Origin of the sequence: Microcella sp., from assembly GCF_046293215.1 — a bacterium.
Taxonomy (GTDB): Bacteria; Actinomycetota; Actinomycetes; order Actinomycetales; family Microbacteriaceae; genus Microcella.
The window spans coordinates 57,034-82,170 of record NZ_JBKBPI010000010.1; the positions used below are offsets into that span (position 1 = coordinate 57,034).

A 25,137-nucleotide genomic window follows, 5' to 3' on the forward strand; every position below is an offset into this window, starting at 1 on the left:
GCTACGCGGCCGCGAATGCGAGGCCGGGGCGTTGCACCGCGAGGCGCAGCTCTTCGCCCACCTGGGGCAGTTCGACGGCCGGCAACCGCATGCGTACCCGCGGCCCCGTGACGAGGTCGCACGTCAGCATCGCGTCGTGGCCGGCGTATGAGATGCCCGACACCCGGGCGTCGGCGCCGGCAGCGGCCCGCGCGAGCAGGTCGGGGCGGGGAACGATCCACTCGGGCCTCAGCATGAGTCGCACGCGCTCACCGTCGCGGGGGTCGAAGCCCACGGCGGCAGCTTCGACCGAGCCGAGAGCGCACGACACGCGGCCCTGCCGCCACTCACCCTCCAGCTCGACAACGTCGCCCACGAACTGAGCCACCCAGTCGCTCGCCGGCTGCTGGTACACCTCTTCCGGTGTCCCAAACTGCTCGAGGCGGCCGTCTCGGATGACGGCGACGCGGTCGGCGAGAGTCAGTGCTTCTTCTTGGTCGTGGGTGACGAGCAGCGAGGTGGTGCCCTGCTGGCGCAACAGCTCGGCCACCTCACGCCGGAGCCCCACGCGCAGCTGCGTGTCGAGCGCCGCGAAGGGCTCGTCGAGCAGAAGCACATCGGGCCGGGGTGCGAGGGCGCGGGCGAGCGCTACGCGCTGAGCCTGGCCGCCCGATAGCTGGTTCGGGGCGCGGCCGATCAGCCCTCCCAAACCCACCAGCTCGGCGAGTTCGGCGATGCGGGCTGAGCGCTCGCGGCCCCGCGCACCCCCGCGTCGGGCACCGCCGCTGAGGGCAAAGCCGATGTTGTCGCCCACGGTGAGGTGCGGGAACAGGGATGCTTCCTGCGGCACCCAGCCCACGCCCCGCTTCTCGGGTGGCACCGTCGCGTTCCGGCTCGACAACTCGCGGTCGCCAACCGATATGCGCCCGGCGCTCAGGGGCAAGAGTCCAGCGATCGCCAGCAGCAGCGTCGTCTTGCCGCACCCCGACGGGCCCAGCACGGCAACAAGTTCGCCCGAGTTGACCCGCAGCGACACGTCGGCGACACCGACCGTCGACCCGTAGTCGACGCTCGCGTTCTCGACGACGAGCTCGCTCACAGCTCCTCCTTGGCGGTGGTGCGCACTCCGGACAAAATCATGGCCGGGACCGCGGCGACGAGCACCAGCAGTGCGGCGTAGGGCGCGGCCGCACCGAACTCGAAGACGACCGTCCTGTTCCACAACTCGGTGGCGAGCGTGTTGATTCCCGTCGGCCGCAGCAGCAGCGTTGCGGGCAATTCTTTCATGGTGGCGATGGCCACCAGCAGCGCCCCGACTCCCACCGCGGGGAGGGCGAGGGGAACAGTGACGCGCCACCAGGCAACGAGCGGGGACGCACCCGTCGTGCGGGCAACGGCGATCAGGCGCGGCGGCACGTCGCCGAGTCCCGCCCGCATCGTGCCAATCGCCTTCGGCATGAAGAGCACGGCGTACGCGAAGACCAGCACCACGACGCTCTGGTACAGCGCCGGCACGACAGCAAGGGCGAAGAAGACGAGTGACAGGCCGACGACGATCCCGGGAAGGGCGTGACCGAGGTAGCCCACCGACTCGATCGCGGTGATGAGGCGGCCACGGTAGCGGGCGGCCAACGCCGCGATGGGCAGCGCGAGAAGCGTCGCCACGATCGCCGCGGCGACGGCCACACCGAGTGTCGCGCCGACGGCCGCCAGGAGGCGCGGCACATCGATCGCGCGCAGCGTGTCGGCCTGCAGCAGGCGCGTCGCCAAGCCGAGCAGCGGCACAGCAACGCCGACGACCGGCGCGACGGCCACGACGGGAAGAAGCGAGAACAGCATCCCTCGCCCGACCGGGCGCGGGCGGACGGCCCGCGCGACCGTGCTCGGCAACTGACGGCGCGCCCCGCGCTCCCCGGCGACGACGACCAACGCCATGACGACGAGCAGCAGCGCAAGGGTCGCCGCCTGAGCGCGATCGAAGCTGGCGGAGTATGCCGAGTTGATTCCCCAGGTCAGAGTCGGGTAGCGCATCATGGCAACGAGCCCGAACTCGCTGAGCGAGTAGAGGGCCACCAGTAGGGATCCGGCAATCGCAGCGGGCTGAATTTGCGGCCAGGTCGCGACGAAAAACGCGCCGATCGGTCCCCGTCCCAGGCTGCGGGCGACGCCCTCCAGGTCACCCGTCGCACTGCGGAGGGCGGCGGCGACCGGAAGGGTGACATAGGGAACGGTCACTGCGGTGAGCAGCAACCAGCTCGGCACAAACCCGCTGAGCGTCGGAATGGACACCAGCCAGCCGTACCCGGCGAGATACGACGGCACGGCGAGGGGAAGCGAGGACACGAGCAGCCACGTACGCGGAAACGGCACGCGGATGCGCGTGAGCACGACGGCGACGGCGGTTCCGAGAACGAGGGCGGAGGCGGTCGTCGCGAGCGCCAAGCTCAGCGTGTTGGCGGCGTACTCGAGCACCCGGCCCCGCGAGAGGGTTTGGATGATCGACTCGATTCCCGTGCCGCCCGCCCGGACGACCAGGTACACCAGCGGGATCGCCGCGGCCGCTGCCGCGATTCCCGCGAGCACGACGAGGCCGACGGGGGGACGCGTGTCCGTTCCCGTCGGCCTCGAGCGCGCGAGTGTAGTCATGGATGTAGTGAAGCACTGCGGGGCTGGGATACGGCAGGGCCGGAAGCCCCGAAAGACACCCGGCCCCGCGTATCCGCGGTGATGGCCCCTAGATCAGGCCAACGCGGGCGAGCATCTCCTGCGTGGTGGACAGGTCGTCGAGATCGCTCAGGTCGAGCTCGGGGTTGAGCAGCGACTCGAGCGGGGGAACACCCTCGGGCTCGGCGATACCCGGCACCAGGGGGTACTCGAAGGTCTGCTCGACGAAGTAGTCCTGGCCCGCCTCCGAGATGAGGTACTCAACGAACGCGAGAGCGGCAGCGTTGTCAGCCGAGCCCGCCATGATGCCGGCGCCGGTCACGTTGACGATCGAACCGGGGTCGCCGGCGTCGAGGTACTTCAGCTGGGCGCGCATGTTGTCGGCGCCGACCTCGGCGGCCTGGCGGTACCAGTAGTAGTGGTTGATGAAACCGGCGTCGACCACGCCCTCGTTGACAGCGGTGAGGATCGCGCCGTTGCCGTCGAAGATTTCCGGGCCGGCCGCCTGAAGGTCGGTCAACCACTGTTCGGCGGCCTCGTCTCCCAGGAGGACGCGGTGGGCGGTGACCGCCGACTGGAAGCTGGCATTGGTGGGCGCCACTCCCAGCGAGCCGTCGAAGGTTCCGTCGACGTAGCCGTCGATCGTGCTGGGCAGCTCGGCCTCGTCGAACTGTTCGCCGTCGTACACGACGACGCGGGCGCGGCCGGTCACGCCGACCCAGCTGCCGTCGGTCGAGGTGAAGCCCTGCGGCACCGCACCGGCGATGTCATCGGGCAGCGGGGCGAAGAGGTCGGCAGCGCTGAGGGCGCCGAGCGCGCCGGCATCCTGCGACAGGAACACGTCGGCCGGAGTCGCCGCGCCCTCTTCCAGCAGCAGGGCGCCGAGTTCCGCGGTGTTGCCGTACCGCACCTCGACGGCGATGCCGGTCTCGGCCGTGAACTGGTCGATGAGGGGCTGCACGAGGGCTTCGTCGCGGCCGGAGTAGAGGGTGAACGAGCCGGCGTCGGCGGGCGGCGCCGTCGTCGGGTCAGCGGGATCGGTGCTGGGGTCCCCCGTGGCACAGCCGGCCATCAGGGCGATGACGGCGGTGAGAGCGGCGGGGGCGATGAGGCGGCGAGCGCGCATGCGAATATCGGCTCCAGAGAAGAGAGGAAGAACCTGGCGGAGACTCCGGCAGGCGGCGCCGACTGTGGCGCCGAGAAGTTAGGTTAGCCTAACCTCGCTCCGGATGCACACCCCGATTTTCAGAACCAGCTCGCGTCCGTCACGATCGACTCGCGAACGCCTCCAGTACGTCGGCCAGCTGATCGACCGCCCAGTCCAGATCGTCGCGCTCGATGACGATCGGCGGAGCCAGGCGAATGGTCGAGCCGTGGGTGTCTTTAGCGAGCACCCCGCGCTCGAGTAGCGCCTCGCACACCTCACGTCCCGTGGCGAGCTGAGGGTCAATGTCGATGCCCGCCCACAGCCCGACGCCGCGCACGGCGAGCAGGCCGTGGCCGACGAGTTCATTCAGGCGGTGCAGCAGGTGCGTGCCGAGTTCGCGAGACCGGCGCTGCATCTCGCCGGTCTCGAGCAGTTCGACGACGGCGAGCCCGACGGCGGCCGCGAGCGGGTTACCGCCAAACGTGCTGCCGTGCTCCCCCGGCCGCACGACGCCGATCACGTCGGCGCGTCCGATGACGGCACTCACGGGCACGATGCCGCCCCCCAGTGCCTTGCCGAGCACGTAGAGGTCGGGAATGATGCCCGCGTTGTCGCACTGGAACGTGGCGCCGGTGCGACCGAGGCCCGACTGAATCTCGTCGGCGATCAGCAGCACGTCGCGCTCATGCGTGATGCGGCGAAGGTTCGGCAGGAACTCCGCGGGCGGCACGATGATGCCGGCCTCGCCCTGGATCGGTTCGACGAGTACCGCGACCGTGCGTTCCGTGATGGCGTCGGCCACAGCATCCGCGTCGCCGTAGGGCACGGTGACGAAACCGGGCGTAAACGGGCCGAAGCCGTCGCGCGCCGCCGCGTCGGACGAGAAGCTGATGATCGTCGTGGTGCGCCCGTGGAAGTTCTCGCTCATCACGATCACCTCGGCCTCGCCGTCGGCGATACCCTTCACCCGGTGCCCCCAGAGGCGCGCCAGCTTGATGGCCGTCTCGACGGCTTCGGCTCCCGTGTTCATGGGCAGCACCATCTCGACGCCGGCGAGCGCCGCGAGCGCCTCGGCGAACGGCCCCAACCGGTCGTTGTGGAAGGCGCGGCTGGTGAGCGTGATGCGCTCGAGCTGGTCGCGCGCGGCCGCCACCAGATCGGGATGCCCGTGGCCGAAATTCACGGCCGAGTACGCGGCGAGGCAGTCCAGGAAGCGTCGGCCGGTGATGTCGGTCACCCAGGCTCCGCTGCCGCTCTCGACCACCACCGGAAGCGGGTGGTAGTTGTGGGCAAGGCGCGCGTCCTCGAGGGCGATCGCGGTGGCCGTGCGGTCGTCGAGGTGCGCGTGCTCCGTGCCGCGATCGTCGCTCACAGCGGTCACCAGCGCAGGTCGAGCGTGCAGCACTTGACGCCGCCACCACCGAGCAACAGCTCGCTCAGGTCGACGCCGATCGGGTTGTAGCCCCGTTCGCGCAGCTGACGGTCGAAGTCCGTCGCGCGGCTGGCGATGACGATGTTGTAGCCGTCACTGTACGAGTTGAGGCCGAGCACCGCGGCGTCTTCCTCCGTGCAGAGGATCGCGTCGGGATACCGCTCGCGCAGCAGGCCGAGCGAGTGCTCGTCGAAGGCGCTCTCGAGGTAGGCGATGTTCTGTCGGCCACCCTCAATGGGCTCGGGGTCGAGCACGGCGATGGCGGTGTCGAGGTGGTAAAAACTGGGGTTGATGAGGTTGAGGCTCAGCACCTCGAGGCCGGTCACCTCGGCGAGTTCGGCGTGGCTGCGGCTGTCGCTGCGGAAGCCCGTGCCAGCGAGAATGACATCGCCGACGAGCAAGAAGTCGCCCTCGCCCTCGTTGGTTTCGACCGGGTCGTGAACGCGGAAGCCGTTGTCGCCAAACCACTGCATGTAGGCAGGGCCCTCCGGCTGGCGCTCGGGGTAGGTGAATTTGGCGCCGTAGGCGACGCCCCCATAGGTGAAGCCGCCGTTCGCGGCGTAGACCATGTCGGGCAGCCCGGCGATGGGGTCGATGAGGTGCACCTCGTGACCGAGCTCGAGGTAGATGTCGTAGAGCTTCTGCCACTGCTGCACCGCGAGGCTCGTGTCCGTCGGGTTCTCGGGGTGCATCCACGGGTTGATCCGGTAGCTGACGGTGAAGTGCTCGGGTCGGCACATCAGCACGGTGCGCTTGGTCGGAATCCGCGAGGTCGTCGCGGGCGTGGTCGCGGGGGCGGGGGTTTGCTCGGTTACGGTCACGCCCTCCAGTCTCACACCTTCGGCGCGTGCGCGTCGGGGACCGTGCGCAATGATCGCGCGTCGCCACGGGCATCCACGCAATGGATGCGCGTAGCCTGACGGCATGGACGCGATCGATTCCCGCATCATCGACCAGCTTCGGCAGAACGCGCGGGCCGGCTACGGCGACATCGGCGACGTGGTCGGGCTCTCGGCGTCGGCCGTGAAGCGCCGCGTCGACCGGCTGGTCGCCGACGGGGTGATTCGCGGGTTCACGGTGCAGGTCGACCCGGCCGTCGAGGGTATGGCCGTCGAGGCGTACGTGGAACTGTTCTGCCGGGGCACCGTCTCGCCGGAAGACCTGCGGCGCCTGCTGTCGGCCGTTCCCGAGGTGGTTGACGCCGGCACGGTGACCGGCGAGGCCGACGCGATTGTGCACATGCGCTCGCGCGACATCCCCTCGCTCGAGGAGGCTCTCGAGCGGGTGCGTGCGGCGCCGAACGTCGACCACACGCGCTCGGCGATCGTGTTCTCGCGGCTCGTGCACCGCGAGTATCCGTAGGGGCCGTCGGCGTCGCATGACTCTCGCGTACACGGCCTGGGGTGACGCCCCGCCGAGCGTTCTGTTGCTGCACGGAATGCTCGGCAGCTCCGACAGCTGGTGGCGCGTCGCCCCCGTACTCGCCGATCGCGGGCACGGCGTTATCGCACTCGACCTCCCCGGCCACGGACGCTCCGCTCCCGACCGCGCGGCGACCGTCGCGCGCGTCGTGGATGCTGTGGTCACCACCTGGCGCTCACTTAGCGACGCTGCGCCCCGCCTCGCGATCGGCCACTCGTACGGCGGCACCGTGCTGGCGGCGGCGCTGCCGTCGCTCACGCCCGAGCGCGCGGTGTTCGTCGACTCGCCGTTCATCAAGCAGGGCGCACACGACGCCGATGAGGCACGCGCCTACTACTCGGAGAGCGTGGCGGCCCGCACGGCTGAGGGGCTTCGCGCGCGGCGCCCCTTCTACTCGGAGCGCGACATCGAGGTGGAGGCTCTCGCCGCCTCGCGCTTTGACGTCGAGACGGCGGTGGCGCTGTCGGCGTCGCCCGGCGACGACTGGACGCCCGACGGCTCGACGCCCGCGCTCATGGTGCGGCCGGCACCGAGCCCCTACATCACCGACGAAGTCGCCGAGGCCCTGCGCGCCCGCGGAATGGCGGTGACCGACGTTCCGGGCGCCGAGCACTCCCTCTGGTACAGCCACTTCGACGAGTTCCTCGCCGCGATCGACGACTGGTATTGACCCGGGCGCCTCGAACGCCCGCCTGTATTGGCAGACGGGCGTTCGCACGCGTTGGGCCAGGCCCCTCGCCAAGGTCAGGCGGTAACCGACTCGCGGGCCGCGCTCGACTCCCGCTCCGACTCGGTCGACGGGCCGCGCTCGACCAGGTACCGCGTGTAGGCGGGCACCGTGAGGAAGGTCGGGAAGACCTCCTGCAGCGCCACCTCGCGGAACACGTCCTCCGCCTCGGCGAGCTTGTGGCCCTCCGGGGTCGGCAGGTCGGCGAGCACCTCGCGCAGCAGGCGCTCCACCAGCTGGCGCGTGATCTGTTCGCCCTCCGCCGTGACCGTGTCCTGGTGGATCCACTGCCACAACTGCGAGCGACTGATCTCGGCCGTCGCCGCATCCTCCATCAGGTTGTCCAGCGCCACCGCCCCGATGCCGCGCAGCCACGCCTCCAAGTAGCGCACGGTGATCGAGATGTTGGCCCGCACACCGGCGAGCGTCACCTCTCCCCCGGCGGACCGGATGTCGAGCAGCTCGCGAGCCGTCACGTGCACGTCGTCGCGCATCCGGTCGAGCTGGTTCGGACGCTCACCGAGCACGCGATCGAACTCGGCACGGGCCACGGGAATCAGATCGGGATGCGCGACCCACGACCCGTCGAACCCGTCGGTGGCCTCGCGGCGCTTGTCGGCGGCGACGCGCTCGAGGGCACGCTCGGTGACCTCGGGGCTGCGGCGGTTCGGGATGAACGCGCTCATTCCACCGATGGCATGTGCGCCCCGCTTGTGGCAGGTCTGCACGAGCAGCTCGGTGTATGCCCGCATGAACGGCAGTGTCATGAGGATGCGGTCCCGGTCGGGCAAGACGAACCACTGGCCACGGCCGCGGTAGTTCTTGATGATCGAGAACACGTAGTCCCAGCGCCCGGCGTTGAGGCCCGCGCAGTGATCGCGCAGTTCGTAGAGAATCTCGTCCATCTCGAACGCGGCCGAGAACGTCTCGATGAGCACCGTCGCGCGAATCGTGCCGTGGGCGAGCCCCAGGCGGTCTTCCGTGAAAGTGAAGATCTCGTTCCAGAGGCGTGCCTCGCGGTGCGACTCGATCTTCGGGAGGTAGAAGTACGGCCCGCGACCCCGGCGCACCAGTTCATGCGCGTTGTGGAATGCATAGAGGCCGAAGTCGACGAGGCTTGCGCTTGCGGCCAGTTGCTGGCCGGTGCGGTCGGCGTGCTCGATGTGCTTCTCGACCAGGTGCCAGCCGCGGGGTCGCATCACGATCGTCGGGGTGCGCTCCGTATCGGTGACCCGGTACTGCTTCCCCTCCGGTGAGGTGAACTCGAGCTGATCGCGGATCGCGTCGAACAGCGAGAGCTGGCCCTCGATGATGTTTGCCCAGGTCGGGCTTGTCGCGTCCTCAAGGTCGGCCAGCCAGACGTTGGCTCCCGAGTTGAGAGCGTTGATCGTCATCTTCGGGTCACACGGGCCCGTGATTTCGATGCGGCGGTCCTCGAGGCCGGGGCCGGCGCCGGCGACGCGCCAGTCAGCATCCTCACGGATCGATGCCGTTTCGGGCACGAAGCCGAGGTCGCGGCCGTTTCCGAGCTCGTAGCGACGCTTCATGCGGTCGGCGAGCCGGTCGTGGCGGGGTCCGGCGAACCGGTCGTGCAGCTCCGCGACGAAGTGCAGAGCCTCAGGGGTGAGGATCTCGTCGTAGCGCGGTCGCATCGCACCGGTGATGGTCAGCGTGCCCAATGTGGTGGGGGTCGTCGTGGTCATGATCGTCTCGTTTCGTCGAGTCGGCGCGCCTCGGGCGCGGATCAGTGGAACTGCTCGGACTCGGTTGATCCCACGAGCGCGAGCGTTGCGCTCGTCGGGTTCAGGGCCGTGGCGATCCGGTCGAAGTAGCCGGTGCCGACCTCGCGCTGGTGGCGCGTGGCCGTGTAGCCGTCGACCTCGGCGGCGAATTCCGCCTCCTGCAGTTCGACGTAGGCGCTCATCTGCCGCTCGTTGTAGCCGCGGGCGAGCTGGAACATGGAGTGGTTGAGGGCGTGGAAGCCGGCGAGCGTGATGAACTGGAACGCGTACCCCATCGCCGATAGCTCGCGCTGGAACTTCGCGATCGTCGCGTCGTCGAGGTGCATCTTCCAGTTGAACGACGGCGAGCAGTTGTACGCCAGGCGCTTGCCCGGGTACTCGCGGTGAATGCTCTCGGCAACGGCGCGGGCGAGCTCGAGGTCGGGCTCGGACGTCTCGACCCAGATCAGGTCGGCGTACTCGGCGTAGGCGTGCGCCCGGCTGAGCACGGCCGGCAGCCCCGGCTCGACCTCGTAGAAGCCTTCCGCGGTGCGCTCGCCGGTGGTGAACTGGCGGTCGCGCTCGTCGACGTCGCTCGTCAGCAGGTTGGCGGCAAGTGAGTCGGTTCGGGCGATGATGACGCTCGGCACGTCGGCGACGTCGGCGGCGAGCCGAGCTGCTTGGAGGGTTCGGATGTGCTGGCTGGTCGGCACGAGCACCTTGCCGCCCATGTGGCCGCATTTCTTCTCACTGGCGAGCTGGTCTTCCCAGTGCACGCCCGCGGCGCCGGCCTCGATCATGCCGTGCATGAGTTCGTAGGCGTTCAGCGGGCCACCGAATCCGGCCTCGGCGTCGGCGACGATCGGCACCATCCACTCCCGCGCGTCCGGTTCGATCTGGCCGGCGCGCAGCAGAGCGTTGTTGATGCGCCGCACGACCGCCGGCACCGAGTTGGCCGGGTAAAGGCTCTGGTCGGGGTAGGTCTGGCCCGAGAGGTTCGCGTCGGCGGCGACCTGCCAGCCGCTCAGGTAGATGGCCTTCAGCCCTGCGCGCACCTGCTGCACGGCCTGGTTGCCGGTGAGGGCGCCGAGCGCGTACGTCCACTCACCGGGGTCGGTGGTGTTCTTCTGGATGAGCTCCCACAGCTGCTCGGCGCCGCGGCGGGCGAGCGTGCGCTCTTCGCGCACCGGGCCGCGCAACTCGATGACGTCGTCGGCCGAGTAGTCGCGGCGGACGCCGTCCCAGCGGGCGTCAGTCTTCCAGCTGGTCTCGAGTTCGGCGGCGGTCTGCGTCTGGTCGCCGGGGCGGGTGGTGCTCATGGGATGCTCCTTCGTCGGTGTTTCTCACGGTCTCGGAAGAACCGTCGGTAGGTCGTGTCATCGACTCTGAGCGAAATCGGGAGCCTCGAACCCAGAAATCTGGACTGAAATAGTTCGCTATTTCAGTTGCGCTGAAGAACCCGCGCTGGCAGGCTCGGCGCATGCTCGAGACCGCGACGACCGGCGACCAGGCTGGTGACGTGACCGATCCGTTGCTGCTGGGCAAGCGCATCCGCCAATTACGCACCGATGCGGGGCTGACGCTCGCCGACGTCGCGGGGGCGGTCGGGGTCGCGCCGTCGCACCTGTCGAGCCTCGAGAACGGCAAACGCGAGGCGAAGCTCAGCGAGCTGCAGACCATCGCTCGCACGGTCGGGGTGGGGCTCGATGCGCTGCTCACCCCGCAGGCGCCCAGCCGACGGGCGGCGCTCGAGATCGCGCTCGAGAAGGCGCAACGGGGGCCACTATTTGCCGGCCTGGGGCTCGCGCCGCTGCCGGTGCGCAAGAGCCTCAGCGATGAGGCAATTGAGACGATCCTCGCCCTGCACGACGAGTTGCAGCGGGTGCACCGCGAGCGAGCGGCGACCCCGGAGGAGGCGCGGCGGGCGAACGCCGAGCTGCGGCGAGCCATGCGCGAGCGCGGCAACTACTTCGGCGAGCTGGAGGCTCAGGCGGCCGCGCTGCTGACGGCCGTTGGTCACGACGGCGGTCCCCTGCCGCAACGCGTCGCCGCCGAGCTGGCGGCGCACCTCGGGTTCTCGCTGCACCACGTGAACGACCTGCCCGCATCGACGCGGTCGGTCACCGACCTCGAGAACGGGCGCATCTATCTGCCCGCGCACCTTCCGCCGGGCCGCGACCCGCGCACCGCGCTGCTGCAGGCCCTCGCCGGGCACGTGCTGGGCCGGCCCGAGCCCGCCGACTACGCCGACTTCCTGCGCCAGCGGGTCGAGACGAACTATCTGGCGGCGGCGCTGCTGATTCCGGAGCGCGACGCGGTCGACTTCCTGACGAGAGCGAAGGCGCGGCGCGAGCTCGCCGTGGAGGACCTGCGTGACGCCTTCGCCGTGTCCTACGAGACGGCGGCGCACCGCTTCACGAACCTCGCCACCGAGCATCTCGGGATTCCGGTGCACTTCTTGAAGGTGTCGACGAACGGGGTGCTGTCGAAGGCGTACGAGAACGACAGCGTGCAGTTTCCGACGGATGCCCTCGGCGCGGTCGAGGGGCAGGTCGTGTGTCGCAAATGGTCGGCCCGCCAGGTGTTCGACGAGCCCGACCGCTTCAGCGCGTACCACCAGTACACGGACAAGCCGACGGGCACGTACTGGTGCACCTCGCGCATCGAGTCGGGGTCGGCGGGCGAGTTCTCGATCTCGGTGGGCACGCCGTTCGCGCACGTGAAGTGGTTCCGCGGCCGGGAGACGGCCCGCCGGGGCGAGTCGACGTGCCCCGATCCGTCGTGCTGCCGGCAGGCGCCCGAGCCGCTCGCCGCCCGCTGGAGCGGGGCCGCCCGGCCGCAGGCGCGCATCCATTCGTCGCTGCTCGCGGCCGTGCCGGCGGACGCGTTCCCCGGCGTTGACCGCGGCGAGGTGTACGGGTTTTTGGAGCGGCACGCGCCGGGCGGGGCGTGACCCCTCTGTGAGAAAACGTCGACGGGTGGGGCGGTCGTGACTACGGTGGGTGGGTGATCGCCACCGAACTTGCCCTCGTCGTCGGCGGGCTTCTCGTTGCAGCAGGCCTCCTCTTTGCGCTTCTTGCGCACGTTCCGGCATACCGCGAGCGGCAGTTGATGCGGCGTTCCGCGCGCGCCGGGCTCGCCGTGCCCGACGACCTGGCGGCGCCGCTGATGCGCCGTCAGCGCTTCGAGGAGCTGGGCGCGGCAGTCGCCCTCGTCGTGTCTGGCGCGGTGGTGGCGGTGAACGCATCGGCGATCGGCATGGTGATGCTCGAACGCCCGGCCGTCGTGTCGCTCGCTGTGCCGCTCATCGCGGTCACGCTGCAGCGGTTCGGGGCGGTGCTGGGTCGGCGTCTGGCCGGGCCGATCCTCCCGGCGGTGCCCGTCGCCGACGCCGAGAGTGGAAACGTTGCCCAGCTCGCGGCCCTCGCGCAGCCCTGGGAGGAACGGTGGGCCTCGGCGTGGATCGTCATTGCTGCTGTGAGCAGCATCGGCACGCTGCTGTATGGGGCGCTCGTGTTGACCGGCGATTCCGGCGTGTTCGTGGCAACGGTCGCCGTAGGCGCCCTCATCATCACCGCAATCGCCGCAACCCTGCTTGTCGCGCGCCGCCGCATGGCTGTGCGCGGGCTGCCGGCGAGTCACACCCCTCAGGCCGACGAGAGCGGCATCGTCGACGAATCGTGGGTCTGGGCGCGGATCCTGGACGCGGAGCGCCTGCGCGAACCTCTCGAGTTCGCCTACGCGGCGACGACCGGCGCCATCGGGATGGTCGTCATCGCGCACGTGTCCCTCACGTCGGCGTCTACCGGCACGGCGGCCGTGATGCTGGGCGTCATCGCACTCGTCATTCTGGTCTCGGGGGGCCGTAGCTCGCTGTTCGTGCCCGCGGAGCGGTACGTGCGCGACCGCGCTCTCGAACCTGCTGCCTAGCACCTCCCTGAGAGCAACGCTCGTGGTCGACATCCGGTCCGATGTCTTTTCGGCACGCTCGTCGGCCCCGTCATCGCCTTCGGTGTCGACGTAATCGCCTGTATCGGCTGGCAGTTCTGGACGACCTTTCAACCGGAGCGTTTCAACGTCGCGACGCATGCCTGTGCCCGGCGCTAGAACCTGACGATCGCGCCACAGACCCGGGAGGCACTCGATCGGCGGTCGACCCCGCGCTGCCAGCTAGGTCGCGCGTTGCCGGGGACATCTGGCTCAACGCCGCCGTGGGTTTCGCGATGCCGATGCTGGCGGTACTCATCGCTATCGTGTCCGCGCGCGAGCCGTCTCGTCACGTGCAGCGCAGCCTCTGGCCGCTGTGCGCCCGCGACGCGCAGTAGCCTCGACCCATGCTGGTCAGGGTCGACGCCGAGGCGGGGGTGCCGCCGTACGAGCAGATTCGCGTGCAGGTGCGCGACGCTGTGCGCTCAGGCAAGCTCGCCGCCGGGGCGAAGCTGCCGACCGTGCGCCGTCTCGCCGATGACCTCGGCCTCGCCGTCAACACGGTCGCCCGCGCCTACCGCGAACTCGAGGGCGACGGGGTGATCGAGACCCGCGGGCGCAACGGCTCGTTCGTGCGCGCGCAGGGTGACGCGAGCGAGCGTGCAGCGCAGGACGCGGCGCGCGCCTACGCCGACACGGTTCGGCGCCTCGGCATCGACGATGACTCGGCACGCGCCTACGTCGACGCAGCCCTCCGCGACTGACGCCCACGACGGCCACGACGGCCACGACGGTCACGACGGTCAGACGGTATACACCGTTGTCAGCGCCCTCCAGAGAAGCGGAACGGGTGAAGCGCACTCACGCGTTCCGCTGTTGTGGAAGTCGCTGGGTCCGGCGCATGTCTGCCTGAGCGTGCGTGCCTGGGCGTGCGTGCCTGAGCGTGCCTGCCTGCGCGTGCGTGCCTAAGCGTGCCTGCCTGCGCGTCCCTGCCTGAGCGTGCCTGGCTGGGCGTCCCTGCCTGAGCGTGCCTTCCCGAGCGTGCCTGCCTGGGCGCGCCTGCCTGACACACTCAAGCGTTGGCGCGCCGATTCGCCTCAGCCGGCGCCGCCTAGACCTCCAGCTCCGCGAGCTGCGGATACGGGTTGCCGTAGCGGTGGGCCGTGATCGACACCGCCTGCTCGCGCAGGAACGGCAGCAACTCGACCCGCCCCGCGGTCGTCACGGGGCCCGCCCAGATGGCCACACCCGGATCACCGTCGATCGTGTGGAAAAGCTCGCGCGCAATGTCGGCTCCGGTGCGGCCGGTGCCGGCGACGACACCGTCCGACCCGACGAGGCGGATGCGCTCAGGCAGTTCCGCGCGGACGCGCGCAGCGAACGCGGAATCCGTCTCGACAACGACCCGTGCATCCGGGTCGGTACGCACGGCGGTGTGGAACTCGTCCTCGACGAGCGACAGCAGGGCGGGAGGCAGTGGTACCGAGACGCTCAGCGAAACGGTCGCCCGCGCCCTCGCAGCCGCGGCGAGAACGCGCACGAGGGAGGCGACCGATGCGCCCTCCGCCTGCCGCACCACGACCGATGCCGGCCGGTAGCGCAGCACGTTGCGCTCGACGCCCAGCGCCGATACGTCGCGCGAGACTCCGAACTCGGCCTGCCACGCCTTCTCGTCGCTGATGGCGCCGGCCCGCGCGGCGTCGAAGCCGACGAAGTCCATGCCGGGCTGCGCAGCCTCCAAGACGTGCGCCGCCGCCTCGCCGAGGTGGCGCAGCGACAGGTTCTTCTTCGGCTCACGAGCGACCGGCTGCCACGTGCCAAAGCCGTAGACGTACGAGGGCCCGCCGGCCTTCGTTGACCCGCCGACGCTCGAGCGCTTCCAGCCGCCGAACGGCTGCCGGCGCACGATCGCGCCGGTGATTCCACGGTTGACATAGAGGTTGCCGGCCTCGATGCCCTCCAACCAGGTGTCGACCTCGTCGGCATCGAGCGAGTGCAGCCCGGCGGTGAGGCCAAACGGCGTCGCATTCTGCAGCTCGAGAGCCTCGTCAAGGTCACGGGCACGCATGAGGCCCAGCACGGGGCCGAAGTACTCGGTCAGGTGAGCATCACTGCCGGGCGCGACCCAGCGCTTGACGCCGGGAGTCCACAGCCGGCCGCCGCCATCCAGCGCTCGGGGCTGCACGAGCCACTCTTCGTCTCCCTCGAGCTGGGTCAGGGCACGCAGGAGCTTGCCCTGTGCGGGCTCAATGAGCGGACCGACGACGCTGACCGCGTCGGTCGGCCAGCCCACCTTCATTGTGCGCACCGCGTCAAGAAGCTGCCGCTCAAACCGAGCCGAGTCGGCGACCGACCCGACGAGAATCGCGAGCGACGCGGCCGAACACTTCTGCCCGGCGTGACCGAACGCCGACTTGGCGATGTCGGCCGCGGCGAGGTCGAAGTCCGCCGACGGGGTCACGACGATCGCGTTCTTGCCGCTCGTCTCGGCCAGGATCGGCAGGTCGGGACGCCACGACCGGAACAGCGCCGCCGTCTCAAACGCCCCCGTCAACACCACCCGGTCGACGGCGGGGTGGCTGATGAGCTGTCGTCCCAGCTCGTTTTCCGGCACGTCGACGAGGCGCAACACCTCGCGCGGCACCCCCGCCGCCCACAGCGCGTCGACCATGACGGCCGCGCAGCGCCGCACCTGTGGGGCCGGCTTGATGATGACCGCGCTGCCCGCGGCGAGCGCCGCGAGCACACTGCCGGCGGGAATCGCGACGGGGAAGTTCCACGGCGGGGCGACGACGGTGAGCCGCACAGGCTCGAAGCGCGCCCCCTTCACGCTGTCCACCATCCGCGCGCTTTCGGCGTAGTAGTGGGCGAAGTCGATGGCCTCACTCACTTCAGGGTCGCCCTCGGCGAGCGTCTTGCCCGCCTCGGCCGTCATGACGGCAAGCAGCGCGGCACGGCGTTCGGCCAGTGCGCGACCCGCGGCGTGCAGCACCGTCGCACGGTGCTCGGCACCGGCCGCAGCCCACGTGGATGCGCTGCCCCGCGCATCCGCCATCATTCGTTCCAGCGCCCCCGCGTCGCGAACGGTCGCCTCGGCCAGCACCGCATCGCCGTGCGCGAAGACGGATGCATCGCTCGCCGCCGCCAGGATCTGTCGCCCCCACGCCCGGTTCGCGGGCAGCGACGGATCGGTGTCGGGTTCGTTGGCGAAGCCCTCGTCGACGCCGACTCCGCCCGGCAGCGGGTGCGGCGCATCCGTCGATCGATCTTGCACGCGGTGCACGGGCGGCGCCTCGGGCGCCTGTGCAAGGTCGGCGAGCGAGCGGCGGAACCGCTCTTCTTCTCGCGCGAACATTGTCGCGTCGTCGGCGAGTTCGAAGGCGCCGGAGAGGAAGTTGTCGCTCGAGGCGTTTTCTTCGAGTCGGCGAATCAAGTAGCTGATCGCCGAGTCGAAGTCCCGCGGATGCACGACCGGCGTGTACAGCAGCAGCCCGCCGGCGGTCTCTCGCACGGCGTCGGCCTGCGCGGGTGCCATACCAATGAGCATCTCAACCTCGACCCGGTCGGCCACGCCCCGCTCCTGCGCCAGTTGCAGCGCCCACGCGATGTCGAACAGGTTGTGCCCGGCAACACCGATGCGCACCGCGGAAATCCGCTCAGGGTCGAGCGCGCGATCGATCACGCGCTTGTAGTTGGCGTCGGTGGCCTGCTTGGACGGCAGCACCGCGCACGGCCAATCGTGCACGGCCGCCTCGACCCGCTCCATGGCGAGGTTCGCACCCTTCACCACGCGCACCTTGATGCCCGCACCCCCGGCAGCGCGGCGGGCCAGTGCCCACTCGGTCAGCCGGTCGAGCGCGGGCACCGCCTCGGGAAGGTAGGCCTGCAAGACGATGCCGCCCTCGTACTGCCCGAGACCGGGCCGGTCGAGCAGGCGCGTGAACACCTCGATCGTGAGATCGAGGTCACGGAACTCCTCCATGTCGAGGTTCAGGAAGGTGGGAGTTCCGCCAAACGCGGCGCGCTGGTAGAGCGGCGCAAGCCGCTCGACCACGCGCTCGACCGTTTCGTCGAACGACCACATCGACAGTTGGCTAACGATGGCCGACACCTTGACCGACACGTAATCGACGTCGTCACGGGCGACGAGTTCGTGTAAGCCTTCCAGGCGGCGATCGGCCTCCGCGTCGCCGAGGACGGCTTCGCCGAGCAGGTTGATGTTGAGACGGTCACCGTTCTCACGCAGCGTGCCGAGAGTGCGCGCGAGGCGCTCGGGTGTCGCGTCGATGATGAGGTGCCCGACCATGCCGCGCAGCACGCGCCGAGCGATCGGGATGATCGGCCAGGGCAGCAGCGGAGCGAAGCCGCCGCCGAGCACGATGAGCCCGCGCAGGTACCACGGCAAGAATTTCGGAACCCGTCGGCTGAGTCGCTCGAGCTCGCGAGCGGCGACCCGGAGGTCGTCGGGGCGGGCGACGCGGTCGACGAAGCCGATGGCGAAATCGAGGCCGTCCGGGTCTTGTAGCAGGCCGGCGAGCCGCTCGGCTGCAGGGTCGGCGGCGGCGTTCTGCGTATCGGCAAGCCAGGCGCGAACCTGCTGCACGGCGGCATCAGCGGACGACTCTGCGGTCGACGTCGTAGTCATGCCCTCTACTGTCTCACTCACGACTCTTCGGGTATAGCGGGCGTTTCCGCACAATTTCGTGCGAATATGACGAACAATAGATCGCTTCGAGAAGGGCATCGGGATGCTCGATCCCCGCCGACTGCGCCTGGTGCGCGAGCTGCGCCGCCGCGGCACGGTGCACGAGGTCGCCCGCGCGCTCTCGTACGCCCCGTCGACCGTCTCGCAACAACTCGCCCAATTGGAGCAGGAGGCGGGGACGCCGCTGTTCGAGCGGGTCGGCCGACGCCTGCAACTCACTCCCGCCGGCGAATTGCTCGCCGAGGGAGCCGGTGCCGTGCTCGACGAGCTCGAACGGCTCGAGCAATCGCTCGCTGAGGCGACGGAAGCCCCGAGCGGCACCGTGCGGCTCGCCGTGTTTCAGTCGGCGGCGCTCGGCATCATTCCCCGCGCCCTCACCCTGCTCGCCGACGAGCACCCCGCGATGCGGGTCGAGATCACCCAGCGCGAGCCCGAAAGCGCGCTCGACGAGGTCTGGGCCCGCGAGTTCGACCTCGTGATCGCCGAAGAGTATCCGGCACACTCGGCGCCCCGCCGCGACGAGCTCGACCGGGTGCCGCTGTGCCGAGATGCGCTGCGCCTGGCCACCGCCCCCTCGCCGCCCGCGACCCGTGCGCAGCCTCACCCCATCGCATCCCTCGCTGATACGGCGGCGCTGCCGTGGGTGATGGAGCCGCGCGGTACGGCCAGTCGTCACTTCGCCGAGCAGGTGTGTCGTCGCTCCGGATTCGAGCCCGACGTGCGGTTCGAGACCGCTGACCTGCAGGCACACATCCGGCTGGTGGAGGCCGGGCACGCCGTGGCGCTGCTGCCCGACCTCGTGTGGGGCGAGCGAGCCCCTAGCGTGCGACTCATCGACCTGCCCGAGGCGCCGAGGCGCACCGTATTCACGGCCGCGCGCCGCGCATCCGCGCATCGCCCGGCGATCGTGGCCTGCCGAGACGTGCTCAGCCGCGCCGTCGCATTCCTCCAGTGATCTCCCGAGGCGTGCACAGCATGCCCGCGCCTGCATAGGCTGGCCTCACCGCACCACCGCATTCCAGCACGCAGGAGCTTCCGTGACCACTCGTCGCGACGTCGTCATCATCGGAGGGGGCCACAACGGTCTCGCCGCCGCCGCCTACCTTGCCCGAGCGGGTCTCAGCGTCGAGGTGCTCGAACGCCTCGACACGGTCGGCGGAGCGGCCGTCTCGGCGCAGGCCTTCGCCGGCATCGACGCGCGGCTGAGTCGCTATTCGTACCTGGTCAGCCTGCTGCCGCAGCGCATCATCGACGACCTGGGGCTGTCGATTCGCCTCGCTCCGCGGCGGTACTCGTCGTACACGCCCGTGCCGGGCGGCGAGGGCGGCTTGCTCGTCGACAATCACGACACCGCGGCAACGGACGCGTCGTTCGCCGCGATCGGCGCCCGAAACGACGCGGATGCGTGGCGCACCTTCTACGACGGAACGGCTCGGCTCGCGCGCGCCCTCTTCCCCACCGTCACCGACCCCCTGCTCACCCGCAGCGAGGCGCGGGCCGCGGTCGGCGATGAGGCGCTGTGGAACTCCCTCATTGAGCAGCCCGTCGGCCGCACGATCACCGAAACGTTCGCGAGCGACCTCGTGCGCGGCGTTGCGTACACGGACGCCCTCATCGGCACGTTTGCGTCGAACGACGACGAGACGCTCGCCGCGAATCGCTGCTTCCTGTACCACGTGATCGGCGGGGGAACCGGCGACTGGAACGTTCCCGTCGGCGGCATGGGTGCTGTCACGGGCGAACTCGCTCGCGCGGCGCGCCTCGCCGGCGCAACCCTCACGACGGGCGCCGAGGTGACCGCCCTCGACGACGATCGTGTCGTCAGCTACCGGGTCGGTGACACCGAACATCGCGTCGCCGCCGATCGCGTGCTCGTGGGCGCATCGCCGCGTGAACTGAACCGCCTGCTTGCGGCGGGCCGTGCGAGCGGCGCGAGTGGCGCATCCCCGGTGACCGAGCCTGTGGCCGAGGGCGCCCAGGTGAAGGTGAACCTGCTGCTGTCGCGCCTGCCGCGCCTGAAGGACGCGAGCGTCGCACCCGACGCGGCGTTCGGAGGCACCTTCCACATCAACGAGCTGTTCAGTCAGCTGCAGTCGGCATACGACGCCGCCAGCGCGGGGCGCATTCCCGACCCCATGCCGGCCGAGATCTACTGCCACTCTCTGACGGATCCGACGATTCTCGGGCCCGAGCTCCGGGCGGCGGGCGCGCAGACACTGACCGTTTTCGCACTGCACGCGCCCGATCGACTGCTGACCGCCGAGAACAACGATCGCATGCGCGACGAGCTCCAGGCCGCCGTGCTCGCATCAGTGAACTCGGTGCTCGCGGAGCCCATCGAATCGGTGCTGATGACCGATGCCGCAGGCAACCCCTGCGTCGAGACGAAGACCACGCGCGACCTCGAGGAGGCGCTGCGGCTGCCAGGCGGCAACATCTTCCACGGCGACCTCGCCTGGCCGTGGCTCAACGACGGCGACGATGCCTCCACGGCGGCGGAACGGTGGGGTGTCGCCACCGGCCTGGAGGGCATCTACCTGTGTGGTTCTGGCGCCCGCCGCGGCGGTGCGGTCAGCGCGATCGGCGGTCACAACGCGGCCATGGCGGTGCTCGACGAGCGGAGCGGCACCTGATGATGAGTGCACAGAATGCGCGCGTCGCTCTCGTGACGGGCGCCTCCTCCGGCATCGGCGAGGCCACGGTCGAGCGTCTTTTGGCCCAGGGTTTCATCGTGTACGCCGGCGCCCGCCGCGTCGAGCGCATGGCCGCGATCGAACAGCGCGGCGCCCACACGCTCGCCCTCGACGTCACCGACGACGACAGCATGACGGATGCTGTGGGCCAGATCCTGCGCGAACGCGCGCGCATTGACGTACTCGTCAACAATGCCGGCTACGGCTCGTACGGCTCCGTGGAGGAGGTGCCGCTCGAGGAGGCTCGGCGGCAGTTCGAGGTGAACGTCTTCGGACTGGCTCGCCTCACGCAACTGGTCCTTCCCGGGATGCGCGAGCGCCGCACTGGCCGCATCATCAACGTGTCGTCGATCGGCGGACGCATCTACGAGCCGCTCGGCGCCTGGTACCACGCCACCAAGTTCGCGGTCGAGGGCTTGAGCGACTCGCTGCGGCTCGAGGTGGCCCCCTTCGGGATCGCCGTGACGATCATCCAGCCGGGCCCGATTCGCACCGAGTGGAATTCGATCGCCCGCGACAGCATGACCGCGGTGTCGGGTGAGGGCCCATACGCCGGCGTGGCCCGGCGCATGCGCGCGACGTATGAGCGCATCGACGGCGGCCGCGCGGCGGGCACGCCCGAACAGGTGGCCGAGGCCATCGTGCGCGCGGCGACGGCTCGCAAGCCGAAGACCCGTGAAGCGGTTCCCGCGTCGGCGAAGACCGTCGTCGGCGCCCGGCGCCTGCTCAGCGACCGTGCGATGGACCGGCTCATGAAGCGAGTCCTGACCGGCGACTAAACGGTTACGCCGTCAGCGCGAGCGCACCGGCCAGGGCGGCGCCGAGCGCTCCGGCGACGATCGTCACCGTCGCGGCCGAACGCATCAACGGCCAGGCGGCCCGTCGGTGTCCCGCGCTCGGGGCCAGTGCCGCGAAGACCAGTACTCCGATGGCGAGCACGGCGGCCCCGATCGTCACGAGCGGCTCTCCGACACGGATGCTCGTCACCGCGGCAACGAGCACCACGAGCGCGGCCTGCGCCATGGTGCGCTGCCAGGCAAGACGGGAACGGTCTCGGTCATCGTCGGCGGGGCGGGTCGCGCCGACACTACCGGACACGCTCACCCGGCCCGCTCGATCGCCTCGAAGGCGACGAACGCGGCGAGCAGGAGGGCGACGGCGACGGTTCCGGCGGTCAGCCACGGCAGTGCCGACGGCTTCGGAATCGGCCGGCCGAGTCGCAGCGCGCGCTCACCGGCGCGCCAGTGGCCGAGAGCCCAGGCCGCGAGCACGGCGCCGGCGAGGCTCGACACCGCGGCGATGACGAGCAGCAGCGTCGGCAGCTCACCGAAGCTGACGAGGGTGGCGAGCGCAACGCCGGCCGCAACGAGCGCGAGCGCGGTGCGCATCCACGACAGGGCGGTGCGTTCGTTCGCAAGCGACACCTGCGGGTCGGGGTCCTCACCAACCGAGTAGACCGAGTGCGGACGGCGGTCATCAGTGCTCACGACGGTGACGGTACTCCGCTCACGTCACTGGCCGCGAGGGCTTGACCGCTAGATCTCCCACGTGCTGGGCGCCGGTTCGCGCCGCGTCGGCAATGCCGCGCGCTCACTGCACTCGCGCACCCACTCGGGCAGCGGATGCGCCGCCAGATCTAACCCGAACAGCTCGGCGAGCTCATCCATCGGAACCGTTCCGCCCGACTTCGCCAAGAATCGCGCCTTCACGATCGCGCGGGCGTGAATCTCGCCGCCGCGCACGAAGCGCTGCTCAACGTAGCCGGCCTTGCCGTCCAGGCCGATGATGGCGGTCTCCACCTCGAACCGCTGCCACGGTTCGAGCGACTTCCGATAGGTGATGGTCGATGAGACGACCACCGGGTAGTAGCCGCGCTTCCGCAGCCGAGCCCAGGCGCCCGACCGCGCCATGAGATCGATGCGGGCGAGGTCCATGATCGACAGGTACACGCCGTTGTTCATGTGCATCAGCACGTCGAGGTCGGTCGGCCACACGCGAAACGCGGTGCGCGCGACATCGGTGGGCTGGATTCGCGGCCCGCGTCGGGTGCGGAAGCTCAGCCACAGCAGTCGGAAGAACATGTTCACGCCGCGACCGTAACCCTCTCAGCGTTCACGGTGGTCTTCGATGGTGAGTCGGGCACCGAAGCGTGGCGTCTCGACGCCGCTCGTTTCGATGTATCGCACAACCCGCTGTCGGTGACCGCGGTACGGCTCAAGCAGCCGCATCATCGCGGCGTCGTCGCCCCGCTCGCCCGTAAACCAGTGCGTCACGCCGTGAGCCAGGTGGTAGTCGCCCACGCTCACCGTGTCGGGGTCACCGTGTGAGCGCTGAACAATCTCGGCGACCGTCCACGCACCCACGCCCGGAATCGACCGCAACCCGGCGACGAGCCGAGCGTCGGCACCGGCGCCCCTGCCGATGGTGGCCGTGCGCTGCAGCGCTGGGGCGACCGCGGCGACGCGGCGGATCGTGTCCCGCCGGGCGGGAGTCACCCCCGCGCGATGCCACTCATGATCGGGGATGCGCCGCCAGGCCTCCGCCGTCGGCAGGATGCGCATGCCGGCTGGCGCAGGACCGGGCGCGACCGCGCCATGCGCCCGGATCAGCGTGCGCCACCCTCGCCTCGCCTCCACACCCGTCACCTTCTGCTCCAGCACGGCCGCCACCGCCGCCTCGATCACGATGCCCGTGCGCAGCAGGCGCAGCCCCGGGCGGCGGCGACGCAGTCGCTGCAGGGCCGAGGCTGCCGCGTCACCGGCCGCGGCGCGCTCAACGAGCAGCGCATCGAATGCGGGCCACCCCACGTCGTCGAGGCCCAGCAGTTCGCGCGCGTGCGCGATCGACCAGTCGGCGCCCGGCCCCCAGGCGCGCACGTCGATGCCGTCTGCGGCGCGGGGGCCGATGGCGTGCATCCGAATGGTGGCGGGGCCATCCGGCGTGAGCTGTCCGCGCCAGACCGGGCCGGAGCCACCGCGCTCGCCCTCCCACAGCTGCGTCGGGTCACCCGTGCCGCGACGCAGGGGAAACAGCACCGCGCCGAGCTCGAGTGGCCCCGAGGGGTCAATGAGCTCGGCGCGGTCGCCGACGGGTGCGGTCGTCACGACCGCCACGATGGCACGCTGCTGCTAGAAGGTGCTGTACTCGGTGATCGCCGCGAGCGAGCCGAACAGAGCGATCGACAGAATGACGACGAGCAGGCCGAGCACCATCAGCACCACGCTGATCCAGATCGCGGCGACAGCAAGGCCGTTCTTCATGCCGACCTTCTTCGACTGGTTGAGCGCGATGATGCCAAGAATCAGGCCGAGCAGCTGGAAGAAGAAGGCGCAGATCAGCGCAATGATGCCCAGCGTCTGGCCGGGGTTGACGGCCGGCTGCGCGGGCTGCGAGTAAGCGGGAGGGGGAGCGTCGGTCATGGGGACTCCTGACGGGTGTGGGGGTGGTCAACTACCGGGGCGGTGTTCGATCGCAACCCTACTGAGGAGTTGTCGTGAGGGGTAGTAGGTGAGCATGGGGATTCCGTTCGGTGGCGAACGAGGCGCGGGGTGCATCCGCCGTTTTCGCATCGGTTACCCGCACCCGCTTAGATAGCTGTATGCGTATCGGAATGCTGACCTCCGGCGGCGACGCCCCGGGGCTGAACGCGGTTATCCGCGGGGCCGTTCTCACCGGCACGACCGTGCACGAGCACGAGTACGTGGGCTTCCGTGACGGCTGGAAGGGTCTGGTCGAAAACGACACGATGACCCTCGGCCGACACGAGGTGAAGGGCATCTCGAAGCAGGGTGGCACGATCCTCGGCACCAGCCGCACCAACCCGTTCGAGGGGCGCGGGGGCGTCGACCGCATCAACGAGGTCATGAACGACAACGGCCTGGATGCCCTCATCGCGATCGGCGGGGAAGGCACGCTGGCCGCCGCCAAGCGCCTGACGGACGCGGGCGTGCGCATCGTGGGCGTTCCGAAGACGGTCGACAACGACCTGGATGCGACCGACTACACGTTCGGCTTCGACACCGCCGTCGGTATCGCCACCGAGGCGATGGACCGGCTGCGCACCACCGGTGACGCGCACAACCGATGCATGGTCGCCGAGGTCATGGGGCGGCACGTCGGGTGGATCGCCCTGCACTCGGGCATGGCCGCGGGGGCGCACGCGATCCTGATCCCCGAGCAGCGCACCAGCATGGAGCAGCTCTGCGAGTGGGTGCAGAGCGCCTACGACCGCGGGCGCGCACCGCTGGTGGTCGTCGCTGAGGGATTCACCCTGGAGGGCGACGACGAGCCCCACAACGACCGCGGCCTCGATGCGTTCGGCCGGCCGCGCCTCGGCGGCATCGGCGAGCGCCTCGCTCCGCTGATCGAGGCTCGCACCGGCATCGAGACGCGCGCGACGACGCTCGGCCACATCCAGCGCGGTGGTACCCCGAGTGCGTACGACCGGGTACTCGCCACCCGCCTCGGCATGGCCGCGGTGCGCGCCGTCAACGGCCACCGCTGGGGCCAGATGGTCGCCCTGCGCGGCACCGACATCGTGTTCGTCCCGTTCGAGGCCGCCCTTGGCTCGCTCAAGACCGTGCCGCAGGAACGCTACGACGAGGCCGCCCTGCTCTTCGGGTAATCCCGCCGCCGACACCGAGCAAAACGAGCCTCATTCGCGTGTCGTTCACAGCCCTTGTTAGGGTTGTCGTTTGTGCCCGCAATCGTGTGCGCGCAC

General features: G+C 70.0%; 22 protein-coding genes. 9 read left to right on the plus strand and 13 right to left on the minus strand.

The features are described from left to right. Position 1: 1 nt before the first annotated feature. The 5 genes from ACK4SC_RS09820 to ddaH all read right to left on the minus strand — a co-directional run bounded on the left by ACK4SC_RS09820 (position 2) and on the right by ddaH (position 6,043). On the minus strand, positions 2-1,078 hold the full coding sequence (locus ACK4SC_RS09820; RefSeq protein WP_409617499.1) for an ABC transporter ATP-binding protein: 1,077 nt from the start codon (positions 1,076-1,078) through the stop codon (positions 2-4). Beyond that, on the minus strand, positions 1,075-2,625 hold the full coding sequence (locus ACK4SC_RS09825; protein ID WP_409617501.1) for an ABC transporter permease: 1,551 nt from the start codon (positions 2,623-2,625) through the stop codon (positions 1,075-1,077). The genes ACK4SC_RS09820 and ACK4SC_RS09825 overlap by 4 nt, the downstream gene beginning before the upstream one ends. A gap of 88 nt (positions 2,626-2,713) precedes the next feature. Further along, positions 2,714-3,769, minus strand: a complete 1,056-nt coding sequence (locus ACK4SC_RS09830; protein WP_409617503.1) for an extracellular solute-binding protein — start codon at positions 3,767-3,769, stop codon at positions 2,714-2,716. Positions 3,770-3,908: 139 nt separating this feature from the next. Beyond that, the gene (gene rocD, locus ACK4SC_RS09835; protein ID WP_409617626.1) at positions 3,909-5,162 is read right to left on the minus strand and encodes an ornithine--oxo-acid transaminase; all 1,254 of its coding nucleotides are present in this window, start codon (positions 5,160-5,162) and stop codon (positions 3,909-3,911) included. A gap of 5 nt (positions 5,163-5,167) precedes the next feature. After that, positions 5,168-6,043, minus strand: a complete 876-nt coding sequence (gene ddaH, locus ACK4SC_RS09840) for a dimethylargininase (RefSeq protein ID WP_409617504.1) — start codon at positions 6,041-6,043, stop codon at positions 5,168-5,170. Positions 6,044-6,146: 103 nt separating this feature from the next. On the opposite strand from ddaH, the gene ACK4SC_RS09845 reads away from it, so the two are divergent. Together ACK4SC_RS09845 and ACK4SC_RS09850 are read left to right on the plus strand one after the other, a co-directional pair. After that, positions 6,147-6,584 (plus strand): Lrp/AsnC family transcriptional regulator, encoded by a 438-nt coding sequence (locus ACK4SC_RS09845; protein ID WP_130282727.1) that lies wholly within the window; start codon positions 6,147-6,149, stop codon positions 6,582-6,584. A 16-nt stretch (positions 6,585-6,600) separates the two neighbouring features. Then, positions 6,601-7,314 (plus strand): alpha/beta fold hydrolase, encoded by a 714-nt coding sequence (locus tag ACK4SC_RS09850; protein WP_409617506.1) that lies wholly within the window; start codon positions 6,601-6,603, stop codon positions 7,312-7,314. Between the two features lie 74 nt (positions 7,315-7,388). Here ACK4SC_RS09850 and aceB read toward each other — a convergent pair whose 3' ends face one another. Both aceB and aceA read right to left on the minus strand, forming a co-directional pair. Continuing rightward, positions 7,389-9,074 (minus strand): malate synthase A, encoded by a 1,686-nt coding sequence (gene aceB / locus ACK4SC_RS09855; RefSeq protein ID WP_409617507.1) that lies wholly within the window; start codon positions 9,072-9,074, stop codon positions 7,389-7,391. Between the two features lie 41 nt (positions 9,075-9,115). Then, on the minus strand, positions 9,116-10,411 hold the full coding sequence (aceA, locus tag ACK4SC_RS09860; protein ID WP_409617509.1) for an isocitrate lyase: 1,296 nt from the start codon (positions 10,409-10,411) through the stop codon (positions 9,116-9,118). A gap of 161 nt (positions 10,412-10,572) precedes the next feature. On the opposite strand from aceA, the gene ACK4SC_RS09865 reads away from it, so the two are divergent. From ACK4SC_RS09865 to ACK4SC_RS09875, 3 genes are all read left to right on the plus strand, one after another. Next, positions 10,573-12,045, plus strand: a complete 1,473-nt coding sequence (locus tag ACK4SC_RS09865) for a helix-turn-helix domain-containing protein (protein ID WP_409617510.1) — start codon at positions 10,573-10,575, stop codon at positions 12,043-12,045. Between the two features lie 53 nt (positions 12,046-12,098). Then, the gene (locus ACK4SC_RS09870) at positions 12,099-13,022 is read left to right on the plus strand and encodes a hypothetical protein (protein ID WP_409617512.1); all 924 of its coding nucleotides are present in this window, start codon (positions 12,099-12,101) and stop codon (positions 13,020-13,022) included. A 404-nt stretch (positions 13,023-13,426) separates the two neighbouring features. Continuing rightward, positions 13,427-13,783 (plus strand): GntR family transcriptional regulator, encoded by a 357-nt coding sequence (locus ACK4SC_RS09875; RefSeq protein ID WP_409617514.1) that lies wholly within the window; start codon positions 13,427-13,429, stop codon positions 13,781-13,783. Positions 13,784-14,130: 347 nt separating this feature from the next. Here ACK4SC_RS09875 and ACK4SC_RS09880 read toward each other — a convergent pair whose 3' ends face one another. Continuing rightward, complete coding sequence (locus ACK4SC_RS09880; protein ID WP_409617516.1) at positions 14,131-17,664, minus strand: proline dehydrogenase family protein; 3,534 nt, start codon at positions 17,662-17,664, stop codon at positions 14,131-14,133. 103 nt (positions 17,665-17,767) lie between these two features. Here ACK4SC_RS09880 and ACK4SC_RS09885 point away from each other — a divergent pair, with 103 nt between their 5' ends. The 3 genes from ACK4SC_RS09885 (at position 17,768) to ACK4SC_RS09895 (ending at position 21,196) form a co-directional block, all read left to right on the plus strand. Then, positions 17,768-18,679, plus strand: coding sequence for a LysR family transcriptional regulator (locus tag ACK4SC_RS09885; RefSeq protein ID WP_409617518.1), 912 nt, complete (start codon positions 17,768-17,770; stop codon positions 18,677-18,679). Between the two features lie 82 nt (positions 18,680-18,761). Further along, positions 18,762-20,357 (plus strand): phytoene desaturase family protein, encoded by a 1,596-nt coding sequence (locus ACK4SC_RS09890; RefSeq protein ID WP_409617520.1) that lies wholly within the window; start codon positions 18,762-18,764, stop codon positions 20,355-20,357. Next, the gene (locus ACK4SC_RS09895; RefSeq protein ID WP_409617522.1) at positions 20,357-21,196 is read left to right on the plus strand and encodes an oxidoreductase; all 840 of its coding nucleotides are present in this window, start codon (positions 20,357-20,359) and stop codon (positions 21,194-21,196) included. Before ACK4SC_RS09890 ends, ACK4SC_RS09895 begins: the two co-directional genes overlap by 1 nt. A 4-nt stretch (positions 21,197-21,200) precedes the next feature. On the opposite strand, the gene ACK4SC_RS09900 is transcribed toward ACK4SC_RS09895, so the two are convergent. The 5 genes from ACK4SC_RS09900 to ACK4SC_RS09920 are packed head-to-tail and all read right to left on the minus strand — an operon-like array spanning position 21,201 to position 23,836. Next, positions 21,201-21,521: a hypothetical protein gene (locus ACK4SC_RS09900; RefSeq protein ID WP_409617524.1), complete on the minus strand. Its 321-nt coding sequence runs from the start codon at positions 21,519-21,521 to the stop codon at positions 21,201-21,203. Beyond that, positions 21,518-21,904: a YidH family protein gene (locus ACK4SC_RS09905; protein ID WP_409617526.1), complete on the minus strand. Its 387-nt coding sequence runs from the start codon at positions 21,902-21,904 to the stop codon at positions 21,518-21,520. The genes ACK4SC_RS09900 and ACK4SC_RS09905 overlap by 4 nt, the downstream gene beginning before the upstream one ends. 48 nt (positions 21,905-21,952) lie before the next feature. Further along, positions 21,953-22,498: an acyl-CoA thioesterase gene (locus ACK4SC_RS09910; RefSeq protein ID WP_409617628.1), complete on the minus strand. Its 546-nt coding sequence runs from the start codon at positions 22,496-22,498 to the stop codon at positions 21,953-21,955. Positions 22,499-22,522: 24 nt separating this feature from the next. Then, positions 22,523-23,521 (minus strand): DNA-3-methyladenine glycosylase family protein, encoded by a 999-nt coding sequence (locus ACK4SC_RS09915; RefSeq protein WP_409617528.1) that lies wholly within the window; start codon positions 23,519-23,521, stop codon positions 22,523-22,525. A gap of 24 nt (positions 23,522-23,545) precedes the next feature. Further along, a complete protein-coding gene (locus tag ACK4SC_RS09920; protein WP_409617530.1) occupies positions 23,546-23,836 on the minus strand; it encodes a DUF4190 domain-containing protein in 291 nt (96 codons plus the stop codon). 179 nt (positions 23,837-24,015) lie between these two features. Here ACK4SC_RS09920 and ACK4SC_RS09925 point away from each other — a divergent pair, with 179 nt between their 5' ends. Beyond that, positions 24,016-25,041: a 6-phosphofructokinase gene (locus ACK4SC_RS09925; RefSeq protein WP_409617532.1), complete on the plus strand. Its 1,026-nt coding sequence runs from the start codon at positions 24,016-24,018 to the stop codon at positions 25,039-25,041. Positions 25,042-25,137: the final 96 nt, after the last annotated feature.